The organism is Pseudomonas sp. BJa5, assembly GCF_030272875.2.
Classification (GTDB): Bacteria; Pseudomonadota; Gammaproteobacteria; order Pseudomonadales; family Pseudomonadaceae; genus Aquipseudomonas.
The window spans coordinates 24350-39787 of record NZ_JALRNG020000008.1; the positions used below are offsets into that span (position 1 = coordinate 24350).

13 protein-coding genes and 3 pseudogenes are annotated in these 15438 nt (G+C 59.3%); 9 read left to right on the top strand and 7 right to left on the bottom strand.

Annotation, left to right across the window (positions count from 1 at the left end):
- The first annotated feature begins 229 nt into the window (after nt 1-229).
- Nucleotides 230-796, top strand: a complete 567-nt coding sequence (locus tag M2D63_RS06600; protein ID WP_285862030.1) for a recombinase family protein — start codon at nt 230-232, stop codon at nt 794-796.
- A gap of 526 nt (nt 797-1322) precedes the next feature.
- On the opposite strand, the gene M2D63_RS06605 is transcribed toward M2D63_RS06600, so the two are convergent.
- Complete coding sequence (locus tag M2D63_RS06605) at nt 1323-2471, bottom strand: DNA cytosine methyltransferase (RefSeq protein ID WP_285862031.1); 1149 nt, start codon at nt 2469-2471, stop codon at nt 1323-1325.
- 127 nt (nt 2472-2598) lie between these two features.
- On the opposite strand from M2D63_RS06605, the gene M2D63_RS06610 reads away from it, so the two are divergent.
- The 3 genes and pseudogenes from M2D63_RS06610 to M2D63_RS06620 form a co-directional block, all read left to right on the top strand.
- Nucleotides 2599-3504 carry a helix-turn-helix domain-containing protein gene (locus M2D63_RS06610; protein WP_285862032.1) on the top strand — a complete coding sequence of 302 codons (906 nt, stop codon included), beginning with the start codon at nt 2599-2601 and terminating at the stop codon, nt 3502-3504.
- A 139-nt stretch (nt 3505-3643) separates the two neighbouring features.
- Nucleotides 3644-4141 (top strand): hypothetical protein, encoded by a 498-nt coding sequence (locus M2D63_RS06615; protein WP_285862033.1) that lies wholly within the window; start codon nt 3644-3646, stop codon nt 4139-4141.
- A gap of 320 nt (nt 4142-4461) precedes the next feature.
- Nucleotides 4462-4653, top strand: a pseudogene (locus M2D63_RS06620) (EI24 domain-containing protein); the annotation flags it as partial.
- 2 nt (nt 4654-4655) lie between these two features.
- Here M2D63_RS06620 and M2D63_RS06625 read toward each other — a convergent pair.
- Nucleotides 4656-5597 (bottom strand): LysR family transcriptional regulator, encoded by a 942-nt coding sequence (locus M2D63_RS06625; RefSeq protein ID WP_285862034.1) that lies wholly within the window; start codon nt 5595-5597, stop codon nt 4656-4658.
- Nucleotides 5598-5748: 151 nt separating this feature from the next.
- Here M2D63_RS06625 and M2D63_RS06630 point away from each other — a divergent pair, with 151 nt between their 5' ends.
- The gene (locus M2D63_RS06630) at nt 5749-7089 is read left to right on the top strand and encodes an amidohydrolase (protein ID WP_285862035.1); all 1341 of its coding nucleotides are present in this window, start codon (nt 5749-5751) and stop codon (nt 7087-7089) included.
- A 3-nt stretch (nt 7090-7092) separates the two neighbouring features.
- On the opposite strand, the gene M2D63_RS06635 is transcribed toward M2D63_RS06630, so the two are convergent.
- Complete coding sequence (locus tag M2D63_RS06635; RefSeq protein ID WP_403044630.1) at nt 7093-7524, bottom strand: methyl-accepting chemotaxis protein; 432 nt, start codon at nt 7522-7524, stop codon at nt 7093-7095.
- A 114-nt stretch (nt 7525-7638) separates the two neighbouring features.
- A pseudogene (locus M2D63_RS06640) lies at nt 7639-8475 on the bottom strand (PAS domain-containing protein); the annotation flags it as partial.
- A 114-nt stretch (nt 8476-8589) separates the two neighbouring features.
- On the opposite strand from M2D63_RS06640, the gene M2D63_RS06645 reads away from it, so the two are divergent.
- Nucleotides 8590-9798 (top strand): glycosyltransferase family 1 protein, encoded by a 1209-nt coding sequence (locus M2D63_RS06645; RefSeq protein ID WP_285862037.1) that lies wholly within the window; start codon nt 8590-8592, stop codon nt 9796-9798.
- Here the strand turns inward: M2D63_RS06645 and M2D63_RS06650 are convergent.
- From M2D63_RS06650 to M2D63_RS06660, 3 genes are all read right to left on the bottom strand, one after another.
- Nucleotides 9767-10870: an NADH:flavin oxidoreductase gene (locus M2D63_RS06650; protein ID WP_285862038.1), complete on the bottom strand. Its 1104-nt coding sequence runs from the start codon at nt 10868-10870 to the stop codon at nt 9767-9769. The genes M2D63_RS06645 and M2D63_RS06650 overlap by 32 nt on opposite strands.
- 102 nt (nt 10871-10972) lie before the next feature.
- Nucleotides 10973-11455 (bottom strand): glutathione peroxidase, encoded by a 483-nt coding sequence (locus tag M2D63_RS06655; RefSeq protein ID WP_285862039.1) that lies wholly within the window; start codon nt 11453-11455, stop codon nt 10973-10975.
- Between the two features lie 156 nt (nt 11456-11611).
- Complete coding sequence (locus tag M2D63_RS06660; protein WP_285862040.1) at nt 11612-12097, bottom strand: peptidylprolyl isomerase; 486 nt, start codon at nt 12095-12097, stop codon at nt 11612-11614.
- On the opposite strand from M2D63_RS06660, the pseudogene M2D63_RS06665 reads away from it, so the two are divergent.
- From M2D63_RS06665 to M2D63_RS06675, 3 genes and pseudogenes are all read left to right on the top strand, one after another.
- Nucleotides 12066-12185 (top strand): annotated as a pseudogene (locus M2D63_RS06665) (DUF3565 domain-containing protein); the annotation flags it as partial. The gene M2D63_RS06660 and the pseudogene M2D63_RS06665 overlap by 32 nt on opposite strands.
- Before the next feature lie 109 nt (nt 12186-12294).
- On the top strand, nt 12295-14391 hold the full coding sequence (pta, locus tag M2D63_RS06670; RefSeq protein WP_285862041.1) for a phosphate acetyltransferase: 2097 nt from the start codon (nt 12295-12297) through the stop codon (nt 14389-14391).
- A 2-nt stretch (nt 14392-14393) separates the two neighbouring features.
- The gene (locus tag M2D63_RS06675; RefSeq protein WP_285862042.1) at nt 14394-15296 is read left to right on the top strand and encodes an acyltransferase; all 903 of its coding nucleotides are present in this window, start codon (nt 14394-14396) and stop codon (nt 15294-15296) included.
- Nucleotides 15297-15438: the final 142 nt, after the last annotated feature.

Here is a 15438-nt window from a genome sequence, read left to right on the forward strand (position 1 = left end):
TTGCATCTCCCGCCAGGGATTTACCAGTACCGGCCGTTCCACCGTCTTCCCGTGTCACTGCCCCGCCATCGAGCGGGGCATTTTTACGCCTGCAGGAAAGCCCACCCGTATTCATTAAGGTTTACCCGTGGGAATACAGCAGTCTGAATACGCCACCCCGGCATTTTCCGTATTCATTTGCCTTGATTTAGAACCTGAATACAGTCACACTCACAACATCTAGAGTCAAATGAATACACAAGGCAGGGAGATGGCAAAGGTCGGGTACATTCGCGTTAGCTCAGTTGATCAGAACACGGAACGGCAGCTTGCCGGCATCACCTTGGACAAGGTTTTCACAGAGAAGGTAAGCGGTGCCACGACCGACCGCCCCCAACTCCAGGCGATGCTTGAGTACGTGCGGGAGGGGGATACAATCGCTGTCCACTCCATCGACCGCCTAGCCCGCTCCCTGGCCGACCTGCTCAAGCTGGTGGAAGACCTAACTAAGCGTGGTATCCATATCCGCTTCCACAAGGAACAACTGGAGTTCACCGGCGAGGACAATCCGACCCAGCAACTTATGCTGTCGATGATGGGAGCGGTGGCCCAGTTCGAGCGTGCGATGATTAAGGAACGCCAACGGGAAGGAATCGCCAAGGCCAAGGAAAAAGGGGTATACAAGGGCCGTACGAAGACCGTGGATGACGAAGCAATACATGCCGCTGTCAGTGGTGGGCTATCGTTCCGCAAGGCCGCAGAAAGCCTTGGCTTAAGCCTGAGTACCGTACAGCGTGCGATGAAAGCCAGCGCCTAACAGGCGCCATACGATGAGTTGCTTACCCACCTTGAGGACGGAACATGGACGGCCAGAACGCAGCAATAGCGGACGCGTTGGAGTTGCTGTACATGAACCAGCAGGCTATAAGGGCAAGGGTTGAAGAAATCGCCCTATGGTTACGAGCCAGGGGCTCAGCGCTACAGACACTGGATACGAACGCTGATGCCATTGCATCAGCGAAAGAGCGGCTTCGGACATTGCCCCGCCACGATGGTTTTCTTCGCCTCAGATACTTTGGAGAAATCGCCGGTAACAACGAGTTGGCACGGGAACGGCTCTTAGGCTCGACCGCCAATTTGCCAGCGCTGGCCGACCCTCCGATACCCCTCCTCGATAGTTCGCACCTGGAACATATGCGGTGTTTCCACTTAGGCAAGCGGCCGCTGAAAATACATTGGCACCACAGTCCCTAAAACATCCATATAATCGGCCTTAAGCGGCATAGCCTGCAGGGCCTTTTAAATTTTAAAAAAGGCCCTAGAAATTGCTGTGTAAATCTGAGTTAAAAAATTTTAGCGATTGAACCGGCAATCGCCTTACCTAACAAAGGTGGAACTGCGTTCCCAATCTGCTTTGTAATCTGTGAGCGATTACCACAGAATACATAGGCGTCATCGAAAGACTGAAGCCTAGCACCTTCCCGTGGTGTTAACGCTCTATTTTGAACCGGGTGAATGCATCGGTTCGAGGCAGGATGTACAAAATTCACTGTAATAGTTACCGCAGGCTCATCAGCATCAAGCCGCGAATAACAGGAACTAAATCCGCTCGTCACCATTCCTTTGGGGATGCAATTTATGTTTTTCCCTGAATATTTAATAATTTCAAGCATTTTTTTTGAGTGAGCCGTAGCCAAATGCAAGCTTAACTCATCCTTCACATCACGACGCATGAGCTTTTGATATTCATTACGAGGAGATTCGATATAACGCTTTGCCTCTTCGCCAGACTGAACCGGTGGAAGATCAGATATTGCATCCATGACAGAGACAGCGGGCTTCAGTACTTCCTCTTTCATACTAAACAAATCATATGTAGGAGCATGAACTCGGCGCTTATCCTTGACACTAATCGTTGCCCCAGAAAAATTGTGGGTCGTATCAGGAAACTCTATTTTCCCTCCACGCTCCACACCAATCATGATTAGACGCTCTCTTTTCTGAGGAACACCATAGTTAGCAGCATTTAAGATACGCCACTGAGTGTCATACCCCAGAGTTTTGAAGCACTCTTCCATCAGAGCAACAGTCGAACCATCCTTATGTGTTGCCAACCCAACTACGTTCTCAAGAACAAAAACAGGAGGACGGAAGTAGTTTACAAACGAAGCATACTCTTCAAATAGGCTATTGCGTGGATCATCATCGTTGGTTGAACGAAATGGCCTGATAGACGAAAAGCCTTGGCATGGCGGCCCCCCCACGATCACATCAACCATTCCACGCTTCAGCTTCAATCTTTCGCTAAGTTCGGAGCGCCTTATCTTCCTAATGTCTGAGCAAACACTTAGTGAATTAGGTCTGTTGGCGTTAAATGTCTGGGTAGCGATTGGAAGCACATCAATTCCAAAAACGGTCTCAAATCCTAATTCAGCGAGTTCAAATCCGTGAGAAAAACCACCTGTACCACAGAATAGGTCTAAAACTTTCATTAGCAATCTCCATTTGGGCAGCACCATACCACACAAGCCCGGTGGAGACAATAGTCTCCTACACTCAAAGCATGATTTGGATCAAAATGCCACCACATAAACAGTATGATGGTGGTGGTGGTGCGGCATGGATGAACCAAAGCGTAGTACAGTTGATGTTCTGTTCCGTCTAGTCAAGCAGTTACGTGAAGCTAAAGGGTTAAGCTTAGAGGCCCTGGCAGATAGGGCTGGCATACACAGAACTACTCTTGGCCTGCTCGAGCGTGGCGAACGACAACCTACCCTTAGTATTGCTGCAAACATATCGGAAGCTTTGGACTTCCAACTTTCTGAGCTTTTGCTCAAAGCCGAACTCATCGAAGGCGGCAAATTAAACGAGCACGATGCTTTTTTAGCAATGGCAGTAAGAGCCGAAAAAACTCAGTGCCTGAGAAATCTCGACGCCTTAGAATTTTATACTGGCCTGACTGGCTCTATGTTACTGCAAGCGATACATAACACGTACAACACACTCGACACAATTGATGCAGAGTTAGTTGCAAGTGGACTAGTTCCTATTGGCGGACTTGTAGAACTGGCAAATCTTTCCTCGATGGTAGGGAATATAGTGGGTGGTTCAATTGCCGAGGCCTCCGAGGGAATGTACATTCGAAATCGCCCTCATCACTACCCGGACCTTCTACCGCAACGTCACAATGCAAAAAATCTCGAGCTCAAGATGGCTCTTGAGACCAATCGCCCTAAGGGGCATCTACCAAAGCCCGGTACTTATATAACTTTCAGATATGTCCTAGGCGATCAACACGGCGCCTACAATCGTGGCAAGTCCTCTCGCGGAAACACAGTTTGGATATGGGAAGTTAAGGTCGGAGAGGTTGGCATTGATGACTTCGACCTCAGCAATACTCCAGGAGACTCGGGAAAAACGGCCGTAATTAAAACGTCTGTCTTTAATGCAATGCCACTCGTTTATTTTGATCCGGCCTACTGCCCGCATCCAATGAGAGCTGGAACATATCCCGCGTTTAACTAAGCGAAAGAAGCTGCGACATTCACCTGACCGCCAAAGCCACGGGCAAAAAAATCTCGCGCCTTTGGCGACCTTGGTCCATTACCAGGCACTTTATAAACTCACAAAAAATAATTTCTACAAATCTAGTAGGCTACGAACATTGAACAAGAAGCTCTGGAAGTTCACAAAGATCTTTTACTTTCTTGGCTACTGGCTCATCTGCCTTACCGAAGGTGTGAAGGTTTATACCGGCTACGCCCAAGACGAACAGATTCCAGTTTGGTCGGTTTATCTGTTTCTGTCGGTAACCGTGCTTATTCCTGGCTTATTTAACTCTGCCACCAAAAATAAAGGTGCTATCGCAAAATTACTTATAGGTTCTGGCAGGCTCTTGGTATCCGCAGCGCTGCTGATTGGCTGCCTTCTCAGCCAGAAGGGCTTGGAGCGTGAAAAAGGCATAAGCGTCGCGCAACCTCAAACTACGTCACAAGCTCTGCAAAGCACCCACTCAGTGGTCGATACGACACCGCCGAGCGTTATGGAATGCGTGATGAACGGGAAGAAATATCACTCAAACCTCCCATTTGACATTATAAAAAATGAAATCAAAAGCAGGTGTTTTAAAAGCGTGTTTGCCTACGGCTCAGATAAATCCTAGCTCGCCCGCTTGCCATCCATAACCGTTGTTAGTCCGTCAACTGCCCTCAAGTCATATGATACCAACGTTAAAGCGCTTTTTTGAGTAGCTCTGCAATTGTGCCACCCTGCCTCCCAGAACCATAACGTGATCGTGATGCATGCCCTATTACCGCCTGAGTATGACTCATAGACCACCTGCAGCGGGCGGTGTCCTATCTCCTTGACGCAAACCCTAGGGTCTTTTCAGAACATCCGCTCAGCTGGTACATTTCTCGTCCAATCCCTTGGGAAAGGGCCTTGATTTACGTGGCTTGCAGGCGATGTACCTAGCTTTTGCTGTACATCGACTACCCGGCCGACAACCACAAGCTGAGCTGGCAGGACATGCTCGCCTGGCTGCGCGAGAAGCGCTGGCAGAGCCTGGGCTTCGGCGGCTCGGTGTACCTGGTGTTGATGGCGCCCTTCCTCAATATCCTGATGATGCCGGCAGCGGTGGCCGGTGCGACCCTGTTCTGGGTACGCGAGCGCTGACCTCAGGCCAAGCTGTCGGCCGCTGACCTGATCAGCTCGATGGCCTGCCGCGCAATCGGCGACAGGCTACGCCCGGCATGACAGACAATCGCACTGGCAATGCTGCAGCCGCCGCCCGGAAGGGCTGGCTGCAGCAATGCCCCCGCATCGCAGAGGGCGCCACTGCGCAGATCCCCTTCAAGCCAGGTTCGCCAGGTAAACAAAAGCGCATCGCTGCCCAGGGTCGTGGCCCGCAACAGCTTCAAGTCGTTGCAGCCCAGGGCCAGTGGCGCGATCGTGCCTTCGGGCAAGTCCATCAGCTCACGCAATCGCGCGGGAGCTATGTCATCGAACAGCACCGAGCTCCAGGGATAGCTCAGCAACTGCTGGCGGGTCACCGGCGCCTGCTGCCGGATCAACGGATGGTCGCCGCGGCAGAAGACCGAGGCCGGCACGCCAGGCAGCGGGGTGATGGCAAATCGCGGGTCGGACTTGAGTGACGGGTCACAGGTGTAGGCGACGAAGAACTCGATCTGGTCCTGCTCCAGGCGCTGGACCAACTGGTTCCAGTGATTGACCTCGACCTTCATCACCAGCCCGGGAATACGCTTGCGCAGCGAGGTCAGCGCCTCCTCCAGGTAGAGGTTGGCCGCCATCATGCCTGCACCGAAGCTCAACTCGCCGCCATCGGCCTGGGCAATGTCGCGGGCCTCACCCATCAACCGGGCGGCACAACCGAGCAATTCCCGCCCGCTTGCCAACAACTGCCGCCCCGCTGCCGTCAGCACGACCGAACGTGTGTCACGGTCGAACAGTCGCACCCCGAGGTCGGCCTCCAGTGACTGAATGCTGCGGCTGAAGGCGGTCTGCGACAGATTGGCCCGCTCAGCCGCACGGGAGAAATGCAGCTCTTCGCTGAGCAGGATCAGGTGGCGAATTCGTTTCAGATCAATTGATTCAGGCAATGCATCAGTTCCTGATTATTTTTGCATTGGACGCACCAGGCATAGATACACAGACTTGTTACAGGGTGCAACCTCGCCCCTCAGAACAACAACATTCAGCCTCCGCGCAGCTGCCCTGCTGTGTCCGGCTACCTGTAAAGGGACTTACGCCATGTCTTTGCGTCTTCGCCAGCCGCTTCTTGCCCTCGCCTGCCTCGGCGCCCTGTCGGCCCATGCCGCGCCCACCGACCTGAAAACCCGGATCGATACCCTGGTGGAGCAGGACAACGCACAGATGATCGAGCTGTTCAAGCAGTTGCATCGCAACCCCGAACTGGCCTTCCAGGAGAAGGAAACCGCTGCCCAGGTAGCCAAGGCCCTGCAAGCGCAAGGCTTCGAGGTCAAGACCGCGATCGGCACCACCGGCGTGGCCGGTATCCTGCGCAACGGTCCGGGGCCTGTGGTGATGTACCGCGCCGACATGGATGCCCTGCCGATCAAGGAAGCCACTGGCCTGCCCTATGCGAGCAGCAAGGTCACGCCCTGGCTTGGCAACCCCGCCCAGCCGGTCATGCACGCCTGTGGACACGATGCGCACACCACCTGGTTGATCGAGGTGGCCAAGGTCATGGCCCAGCTCAAGGACCAGTGGTCCGGCACCCTGGTGCTGGTCGCGCAACCGGCGGAGGAACTGCTCGAAGGCGCCACTGCCATGGTCGACAACGGCCTCTACGACTTCGTCCCCAAGCCGGATGTGCTGGTGGCTGCGCATGTTTCCCCGGTCTACCCGGCCGACAGCGTCGGCCTGCGCGAAGGGCCCCGGCTGGCCGGCACCGACCAGATCGACGTCGAACTGCCCGGTATCGGTGGCCATGGATCGACCCCGCATGTCACCAAGGATCCGGTGGTGATGGGCGCCATGGCCGTCCTGGGCTACCAGACCATCATCAGCCGCATGGTCGATCAGTCCAAGCCAGCGGTCCTCACCGTCGGCGCCTTCCAGGCCGGGGTCAACAACAACATCATCCCGGTGGGCGCCACGCTCAAACTGAACTTGCGCTGGTACGACGAGCAAGTGCGCGAGCGACTGATTGCCGGGATCAAATCGGTGACCCAGGGCGTGCTGGTGATGAATGACATGCCCGCCGACTACCAGGCGAAATACACCATGAAGGGGCATGCCACACCGGTGGTCAACGGCAAGGCGCAGACCGAGCTGGCCCAGGCCGCCCTGGTGCAGCAACTGGGGGCCGACAAGGTGTTGCCGGGCATGCCGCCGCTGATGGGCTCGGAAGACTTCCACATGCTGGCCAGCCCTTACCCGGGCACCCAAGTGCTGTTCATCGAGGTGGGATCGGGCAAGCCCGATGTCTACAAGAACCTGGTGGAGAAGAAACAACTGCCGGCAGCGATGAACCACACACCCGGCTTCGTCGTCGAGCTGCCCGCCATCGCCACCGGCGTACGGGCAGTCAGCGCAACACTGACTGCCTTCTTCAAGACACCGCGCTGAACGTCAGGCAGACAGCTGGCTGGAGAACTGCCCGACAGCATTCACCACCTTCTGCGCCCCTTCCTGGATCTCGACGATCACCGAGCCGGTCTGCCCCGCCAGGGCCAGGCCCTGCTCGGCCTGGCGCTTGCTGCTGTCGATGATATCCACCGCAGCCTTGGCCAGTTGTTCGTTCTGCTGCACCACCCGGGCGATTTCCTCGGTGGCGACGCTGGTGCGCGACGCGAGCTGGCGCACTTCGTCGGCGACCACGGCAAAGCCGCGGCCCTGCTCACCGGCCCGGGCCGCCTCGATGGCCGCGTTGAGCGCCAGCAGGTTGGTCTGGCCGGCGATGTCGCTGATGGTCTTGATGATCGAGCCGATGACCTGGGACTGCTTGTCCAGTGCCTCGATGCCATTGGCCGCCTCCTGCATGCAGGATTCCAGGCCGCGCATCACCTCGACGGTCTGGGTCACGACATCGGTGGCCTTGCGCGCACTGTTGTCGGTTTCGACCGAGGTGGTGTAGGCAATATCGGCAGCCTCGGCCACGGCCACTTCCTGGTTGACCTGCTCGGTGATTACCGTGGCGAACTTGACCACTTTGTAGAGCACGTCATGGGCATCGATGATCGGGTTGTACGACGCTTCCAGCCAGACCACACGACCATGGGCGTCAATGCGCTTGAAGCGCTCGGCAACGAACTCGCCACGGCGCAGCTTGTCCCAGAACGCCTGGTACGCGCTCGAGTGGGCCTCTTCCGGCTCGCAGAACATCCGGTGATGCTTGCCGACCACCTGCTCCAGGCGATAATAGCCCATGGTCTGCAGGAAGCGGTCATTGGCGGTCAGCACCTCGCCTTGCAGGTTGAACTCGATCACCGCAGTCGAACGCATCAGCGCCTTGATCAGGCTCTCATGCTCGCGTGAACTTTCAATGGTGCGGGTCAGGTCGCTGGAATGCAGCGTGAAGTACTTGATGCGCCCGTCACTGTTCTTGACCGGCTGCAGGATCGAACGCAACCAGGCTTCATGGCCGTTACCGCGCAGCAGGCGGAACGCGCCATTAAGGTGCTCGCCACGGGTAATGGCGCCCTTCATGCGCTGGTAGAAATCCAGCTGTTTGACATGCGCCGGCACGATTTCTTCGATGTTGCGCCCGATCAGTTGATGGCTGCTGTAGAGCATTTCCTTTTCAAAATTACTGTTGACCGATTCGATGCGTCCCTGAGGGTCAAGCTGCAATACCAGCATCTCGCTGTCGAGACTGCTCTTGACCTGTTCCATGGACGAGAGCGCTTCACGCAACTGGAGGTTTTCTTGTTTCAGTTTGCTGTTGAACATCAACGCTCTCCTGGAGCGAAATCGGTCATTCGAATACTCCTGCATCGGCCGAATGCCCGTCATTCTTGAGCGGCTCGCTGGGAAATATTTGCCCGGAAAGCTGCCGGAAATCGGGAGTCACCGATCTGTCATATTTTCATCACGGCGCCGCAATCCGCGCCGCTGAAACTGGCGTTCATGAGCACAGCACGCCTGCATATCACCCTGGTCAGTGAAACCTTCCCACCGGAAATCAACGGCGTGGCCACCACCCTTGGCCGCCTGAGCGAAGGCCTGCGCCAGCGCGGTCACCAGGTCGAACTGGTGCGCCCTCGCCAGGAGGCGGATGGCACAAGCGCCGACGAGCTCCAACTGCTGTGCCGCGGCTGGCCGCTGCCGGGCTATCCGGGGCTGCAATGGGGACAGGTGTCGATGCACAAGCTGCTGCGGCGCTGGCGTCGGCAGCGCCCGGACGTGCTGTACATCGCCACCGAAGGCCCGCTGGGCCTGAGTGCCCTGCGCGCGGCAAGGCGCCTGGGCATCGCAGTGGTCAGCGGTTTTCACACCAATTTCCAGCAATACTCCAGCGAATACGGCCTGGGCCTACTGTCGCGCCTGCTCACCCATTACCTGCGCTGGTTCCACCGGCGTACCCACAGCACCCTGGTGCCCAGCCCCAGCCAGTGCCTGGAACTGGAGCGACGCGGGTTCGACAACCTGGCGTTGATGGCCCGCGGCGTGGACAGCCAGCTGTTCAACCCGGGTAGACGCAACCAAGCCCTGCGCGAGCGCTGGGGCCTGGGGAACGACGACATCGCCCTGCTGCACGTCGGGCGCCTGGCGGCGGAAAAGAACCTCGGCCTGCTGCAACACTGCCTGGCGTCGGCGCAGCGCATTTATCCACAGCGGCGTATTCGCCTGATCGTGGTCGGCGACGGCCCTCAGCGCAGCGCCCTGCAACAGCAACTGCCCCAGGCCGTCTTCTGCGGTGCCCAACGCGGTGAAGCGCTGGCCGAGCACTATGCCTCGGGGGACATCTTCCTGTTTCCCAGCCTGACCGAAACCTTCGGCAACGTGGTACTCGAAGCCCTGGCGTCAGGGCTCGGCGTGGTGGCCTATGACCAGGCCGCCGCCGCCCAGCACATCCGCCACGGACACAGTGGCGCCCTGGCAATGCCCGGCGATGCCGAGGCCTTCATCGATGCCTGTAACTGGTTGCTGGAAGACCCTGAAACCCTGCGCCGGGTACGCCTCAATGCCCGCCAGCATGCCAGCCGCCAGGGCTGGCCGATGATCGTCGAGCAGTTCGAACACCACCTGCGCGAGGCCTGTTGCCAGGACCACAACGTGCCCCGGCAAGCCGCGCCGCTGATGATCAAACCAGAGTCGTCAACGCATCGCGGCTGAACGGCAGGATGTCCTGTTCACGGCCATCGCGGACTTTTGCCGCCCAATCCGGGTCAACCAGCAGCGCCCGTCCTACCGCAACCAGATCGAACTCATCATTGTTCAGGCGCGTCAGGAGGTTTTCCAGGCTGGCCGGTTGCGCCACCTTGTCCGTGACGACCATGAACTGCAGGAACTCACCATCCAGGCCGACACTGCCCACGGTGATGGTCGGTTTGCCGGTGAGCTGGCGGGTCCAGCCGGCCAGGTTCAGCTCGGAGCCTTCGAACTCCGGCTCCCAGAAGCGGCGGGTCGAGCAGTGGAAAATATCCACGCCGGCATCGGCCAGCGGCTGCAGGAACTCGCCCAGCGCCTGGGCACTGGTCACCAGCCGAGCGGTGTAATCCTGCTGTTTCCACTGGGAGAAACGGAAGATGATCGGGAAGTCCGGGCCCACCGCAGCGCGCACGGCCTGGACCAGCTCGATGGCAAAGCGTGAACGTGCGGCCAGGTCACCGCCGTACTCGTCCGTGCGCTGGTTGCTCGACGCCCAGAAGAACTGGTCGATCAGGTAACCATGGGCGCCGTGGATCTCGACGCCGTCCATGCCGATGGCCTGGGCATCGCGAGCGGCCTGGGCGAAGGCGGCGATCACCTCGCGGATATCATCACGGCTCATGCCATGGACCAGCACCTGGCCATCCTTGATCCTCTCGCTCGGGCCATAGCCCGGCACGCTGGCGTCTGGCTCCACACCCAGGCGACGCACACTACCCACATGCCAGAGCTGCGGCACGATGCGCCCGCCTTCGGCGTGCACGGCCTCCACCACCTGCTTCCAGCCGGCCAGCGCGTCCTCGCCATAAAAGCGCGGCACGTTCGGATAGCCATTGGCCGCCGGGTGGCCTACGGTGGTGCCTTCGGTGATGATCAGGCCGACGCCGGCAGCGGCACGGCGGCGGTAATACTCGACGACCTGGGCATGAGGCACGCCACCCGGGCAGAAGGTGCGCGTCATGGGCGCCATGACCACACGGCTTGGCAATTGGAGGGCACCCAGCTGGAAGGGGGTGAACAGTGCATTGGCGGACATGTGGCGCTCCAGGGGAAGTAGGAATGCGCCTGAGGATAGGGTGAGCCGTTCGGGCAGCCCAGTACTATTGATCTGGGTGATTTAACAGCATCGCGGGGCAAGTCAGCCCAGCGCTTTCTCGATAGCCTGAACTACCGCTGGATCATCCGGTGCGGTACGTGGCGCGAAGCGCGCCAGCACCCGGCCATCCTGGCCGACCAGGAATTTCTCGAAGTTCCAGGTGATATCGCCTGGAAACTCCGCCCCTTCGCCAGCCAACAGGCGGTACAGCGGATGGCGCTGCGGTCCGTTGACCTCCAGCTTGCTGCCGAGGGGGAAACTCACCCCGTAATTCAGACTGCAGAACGTGGCAATTTCTGCCTCGCTACCCGGCTCCTGCCCGGCAAACTGGTTGCACGGCAAGCCCAGGACGCTGAAGCCTTTGCCCTTGAACTGCTGATACAGGTTTTCCAGCGCTGCGTACTGCGGGGTCAGACCACACTTGGAGGCGACATTGACCACCAGCACCACCTGGCCCTTGAACGGCGCCAACGACAAGTCCTTGCCATCCAGAGCCTGTAACTTCAGGTCGTGAAATGCACTCATGACGTACTCCCCTCTCCAGATCCCGGTTGCCGCTGCGAGCTGTGTTCGAGTATCACCAGCCCATTAAAAAGGCGCCCAGCCAAGCCGTCTTCCCCTGCAGGAGAGCGACGATCTTGCCCGGGCGCCTTCGCGACTTTCTGAGCTTAGCGCAGAAAATCAGTGGTGATGGCCACCTTCGCCATGAACATGGCCATGAGCCACTTCTTCTTCGCTGGCGTCACGGATGTTGACGACCTTGACCTTGAAGTTCAGGCGCTGGCCAGCCAGCGGGTGGTTGCCGTCGACGGTGACGTCGTCGCCGTCCAGGTCACGGATGGTAACGATCTGCATCTGGCCATCGGGCGCGGAGGCGTGGAACTGCATGCCCACTTCCAGCTCGTCGACACCTTCGAACATGCTGCGGTTCAGGGTGCTGACCAGTTCGGCCAGGTATTCGCCGTAGGCGTCTTCCGGCTCGATGGCAACGGTCAGTTCGTCACCGGCAGCTTTGCCTTCCAGGGCTTTTTCCAGGCCCGGGATGATGTTGCCTGCGCCGTGCAGGTAAACCAGCGGAGCGCCGCCGGCGGAGCTGTCGATGACCTCACCAGCGTCGTTGGTCAGGGTATAGTCGATGGAGACAGCCTTGTTGGCGGCGATCAGCATGGGGCGAGACCTTTTGCATAAGAATGTAGAGCCCACAAGTGTAACCAACGCATCGCCCGAAAGCGAACGCAACCCGGACAAACGGGACAGACCGCTCCCACAATAAGGCCATTGCACGCTGCCACATGCGTAGAAGGTGCCGATAGCGATACCCTTGGCAATTGATTCTTTTGCACAGTGTTTTTCGAGAAGCTCGCATGCAGACATTTTTCATCGCGCCGACCGACTTCGGTGTCGGCCTGACCTCCATCAGCCTGGGCCTGGTACGCACCCTTGAGCGCGCCGGGCTGAAAGTCGGCTTCTTCAAGCCGATTGCCCAACCGCACCCCGGCGACACCGGCCCGGAGCGCTCCACCGAACTGGTCGCCCGTACCCACGGTCTCAAGCCGCCACAACCGCTGAGCCTGGCCCATGTCGAGCGCATGCTCGGTGACGGCCAGCTGGATGAACTGCTCGAAGAAATCATCACCCTGTACCAGCAAGCCTGCGTCGGCAAGGACGTGGTAGTGGTCGAAGGCATGGTCCCGACCCGCCACGCCAGCTACGCGGCGCGGGTCAACCTGCACCTGGCCAAGAGCCTGGACGCCGAGGTGATCCTGGTCTCGGCACCGGAAAACGAAGTGCTCACCGAGCTCTCCGGGCGGGTCGAACTGCAGGCGCAGCTGTTCGGCGGGCCGAAGGACCCGAAAGTGCTCGGGGTGATCCTCAACAAGGTACGCGCCGACGAGAGCATGGGTACCTTCGCCGAGCGCCTGAAGGAGCACTCGCCGCTGCTGCGCGGTGGCGACTTCCGTCTGCTCGGCTGCATTCCCTACCAGGCCGACCTCAACGCCCCGCGTACCCGCGATGTAGCCGAGCTGCTCGGTGCCCAGGTGCTCAACGCCGGCGACTACGAACAGCGGCGCATGAACAAGATCATCATCTGCGCCCGCACCGTGGCCAACACCGTGCCGCTGCTCAAGCCCGGCACCCTGGTGGTGACCCCGGGCGACCGCGACGACATCATCCTCGCCGTGAGCCTCGCGGCGATCAACGGCGTGCCGCTGGCCGGCCTGCTGCTGACCAGCGACAGCAAACCCGATCCGCGCATCCTCGAACTGTGCCAGGGCGCACTGCTGGCCGGCCTGCCGATCCTCTCGGTAAGCACCGGCTCCTACGACACCGCCAACCAGTTGAACCAGCTGAACAAGGAAATCCCGGTGGATGACCGCGAACGCGCGGAGATCATCACCGATTTCGTCGCCAGCTACCTGGATGCCGACTGGCTGCACCAGCGTTGTGGCACCCCGCGCGAATTACGCCTGTCGCCGGCGGTGTTCCGCTATCAGTTGATCCAGCGGGCCCAGCAGGCCAACAAGCGCATCGTCCTGCCCGAGGGCGCCGAGCCCATGACCGTTCAGGCCGCCGCCATCTGTCAGGCCCGCGGCATTGCTCGCTGCGTGTTGCTGGCCAAGCCCGAAGACGTCCAGGCCGTGGCCCGGGCCCAGGGCATCAGCCTGCCCGAAGGCCTGGAAATCCTCGATCCGGACCTGATCCGCGAGCGCTATGTCGAGCCGATGGTCAGCCTGCGCAAGAGCAAGAGCCTGAACGCACCGATGGCCGAACAACAACTGGAAGACCCGGTGGTGATCGGCACCATGATGCTGGCCCTGGACGAGGTCGATGGCCTGGTCTCGGGCCTGGTGCACTCCACTGCCAACACCATCCGTCCGGCCCTGCAGCTGATCAAGACCGCGCCGGGTTGCAGCCTGGTGTCCTCGGTGTTTTTCATGCTGTTCCCCGAGCAGGTGCTGGTGTACGGCGACTGCGTGATGAACCCCCACCCCACCGCCAGCGAACTGGCGGAAATCGCCCTGCAGAGCGCCGACTCCGCCGAAGCCTTCGGCATTGCCCCGCGGGTGGCGATGATCAGCTACTCCAGCGGTGATTCGGCCAGTGGCGAGGAAGTGGAGAAAGTCCGCGAAGCCACCCTGCTGGCCCAGGAAACCCAGCGCAGCCTGCAGATCGACGGCCCGCTGCAGTACGACACCGCGGCCAACCTCGACATCGCCCGGCAACTGGCGCCCAACAGCCCGGTGGCCGGTCGTGCCACGGTGTTCGTGTTCCCCGATCTGAATACCGGCAACACCACCCACAAGGCCGTGCAGCGCAGCGCCGACTGCGTGAGCCTGGGCCCGATGCTGCAAGGCCTGCGCAAACCGGTCAACGACCTGCCACGTGGTGCCCAGGTCGACGATATCGTCTACACCATCGCCCTGACCGCGATTCAGGCCAACCGCTCACTGGATAGTTGAACATGCTCGGATTGCTACCCGCGCCGGTGCGCGGGGTGATTGCCTCGTTGTTGCTGGGGCTCAACACCATCGTCTGCTGTACCCCGTTGTTCATCGTCAGCCTGTTCAAGCTGTGCCTGCCGTTCGCGGCGGCGCAGCGGGTCACCGACGCGTTGATGCGCCACATCCACGAAGCCTGGATCAGCAACAACAACGCCTGGATCAACCGGCTGGGCAAGGCCCGCTGGCAGGTCCAGGGCCTGGCCGGGCTGGACTACCAGCACAGCTACCTGATCACCAGCAACCACCAGAGCTGGGTGGATATCCTGGTGCTGCAGTACGTGCTCAACCGGCGGATCCGGCCGCTGAAATTCTTCCTCAAGCAAGTGCTGATCTGGGTGCCGGTTATCGGCCTGGCCTGGTGGGCCCTGGGCTTCCCGTTCATGAAGCGCTACTCCAAGGCATACCTGGCCAAGCACCCGGAAAAGGCCGGCAAGGACCTGGAAACCACCCGCCGCACCTGTGCAAAGTTCAGCGGAAAGCCCACCGCCATCTTCAACTTTGCCGAAGGCACGCGCTTCACCCGGGAAAAGCACCGTCAGCAGCAATCGCCCTACAAGCACCTGCTCAAGCCCAAGGCCGGCGGCATCGCCTTCGTGCTGGACGCCATGGGCGAGCAATTGCAGTCGATCGTCAACGTCACCCTGCACTACCCGGCCGGCGCGCCGGGTTTCTGGGACCTGTTGTGCGGACGGGTGAAGCACGTCGTGGTGCAGCTTGAAGAGGTGCAGATTCCGGCCGAATTCCTGGGCAAGAACTACGACCAGGACCAAGCCTATCGCCTGGCCTTCCAGCAGTGGATCAACCAGCTCTGGCAGGACAAGGACGACCTGCTGGAACGTCTGCAACGCAGCACCACCGCCTGATCGACGCGGAAACTCAACCAAGGGGGGAGATTTTCTTCTCCCTGGGACTGAGACAGATCAACAGAAAGTCTCCCCGCCGCCCACGAACGCTCGTTCAGCATCTATGCTCTATTCCCACGATGTTTCTCAATAGCCATCACAC

What these genes read in the sequence shown, in the direction of transcription:
- M2D63_RS06675 (WP_285862042.1), top strand. Translation starts at nt 14,394, where the DNA reads ATGCTCGGATTGCTACCCGCGCCGGTGCGCGGGGTGATTGCCTCGTTG.
- M2D63_RS06650 (WP_285862038.1), bottom strand. Translation starts at nt 10,870, where the DNA reads ATGTCCGCCAATGCACTGTTCACCCCCTTCCAGCTGGGTGCCCTCCAA.
- M2D63_RS06600 (WP_285862030.1), top strand. Translation starts at nt 230, where the DNA reads ATGAATACACAAGGCAGGGAGATGGCAAAGGTCGGGTACATTCGCGTT.
- M2D63_RS06610 (WP_285862032.1), top strand. Translation starts at nt 2,599, where the DNA reads ATGGATGAACCAAAGCGTAGTACAGTTGATGTTCTGTTCCGTCTAGTC.
- M2D63_RS06645 (WP_285862037.1), top strand. Translation starts at nt 8,590, where the DNA reads ATGAGCACAGCACGCCTGCATATCACCCTGGTCAGTGAAACCTTCCCA.
- M2D63_RS06635 (WP_403044630.1), bottom strand. Translation starts at nt 7,524, where the DNA reads ATGCGCGGCCTGGAATCCTGCATGCAGGAGGCGGCCAATGGCATCGAG.
- pta (WP_285862041.1), top strand. Translation starts at nt 12,295, where the DNA reads ATGCAGACATTTTTCATCGCGCCGACCGACTTCGGTGTCGGCCTGACC.
- M2D63_RS06630 (WP_285862035.1), top strand. Translation starts at nt 5,749, where the DNA reads ATGTCTTTGCGTCTTCGCCAGCCGCTTCTTGCCCTCGCCTGCCTCGGC.
- M2D63_RS06655 (WP_285862039.1), bottom strand. Translation starts at nt 11,455, where the DNA reads ATGAGTGCATTTCACGACCTGAAGTTACAGGCTCTGGATGGCAAGGAC.
- M2D63_RS06660 (WP_285862040.1), bottom strand. Translation starts at nt 12,097, where the DNA reads ATGCTGATCGCCGCCAACAAGGCTGTCTCCATCGACTATACCCTGACC.
- M2D63_RS06605 (WP_285862031.1), bottom strand. Translation starts at nt 2,471, where the DNA reads ATGAAAGTTTTAGACCTATTCTGTGGTACAGGTGGTTTTTCTCACGGA.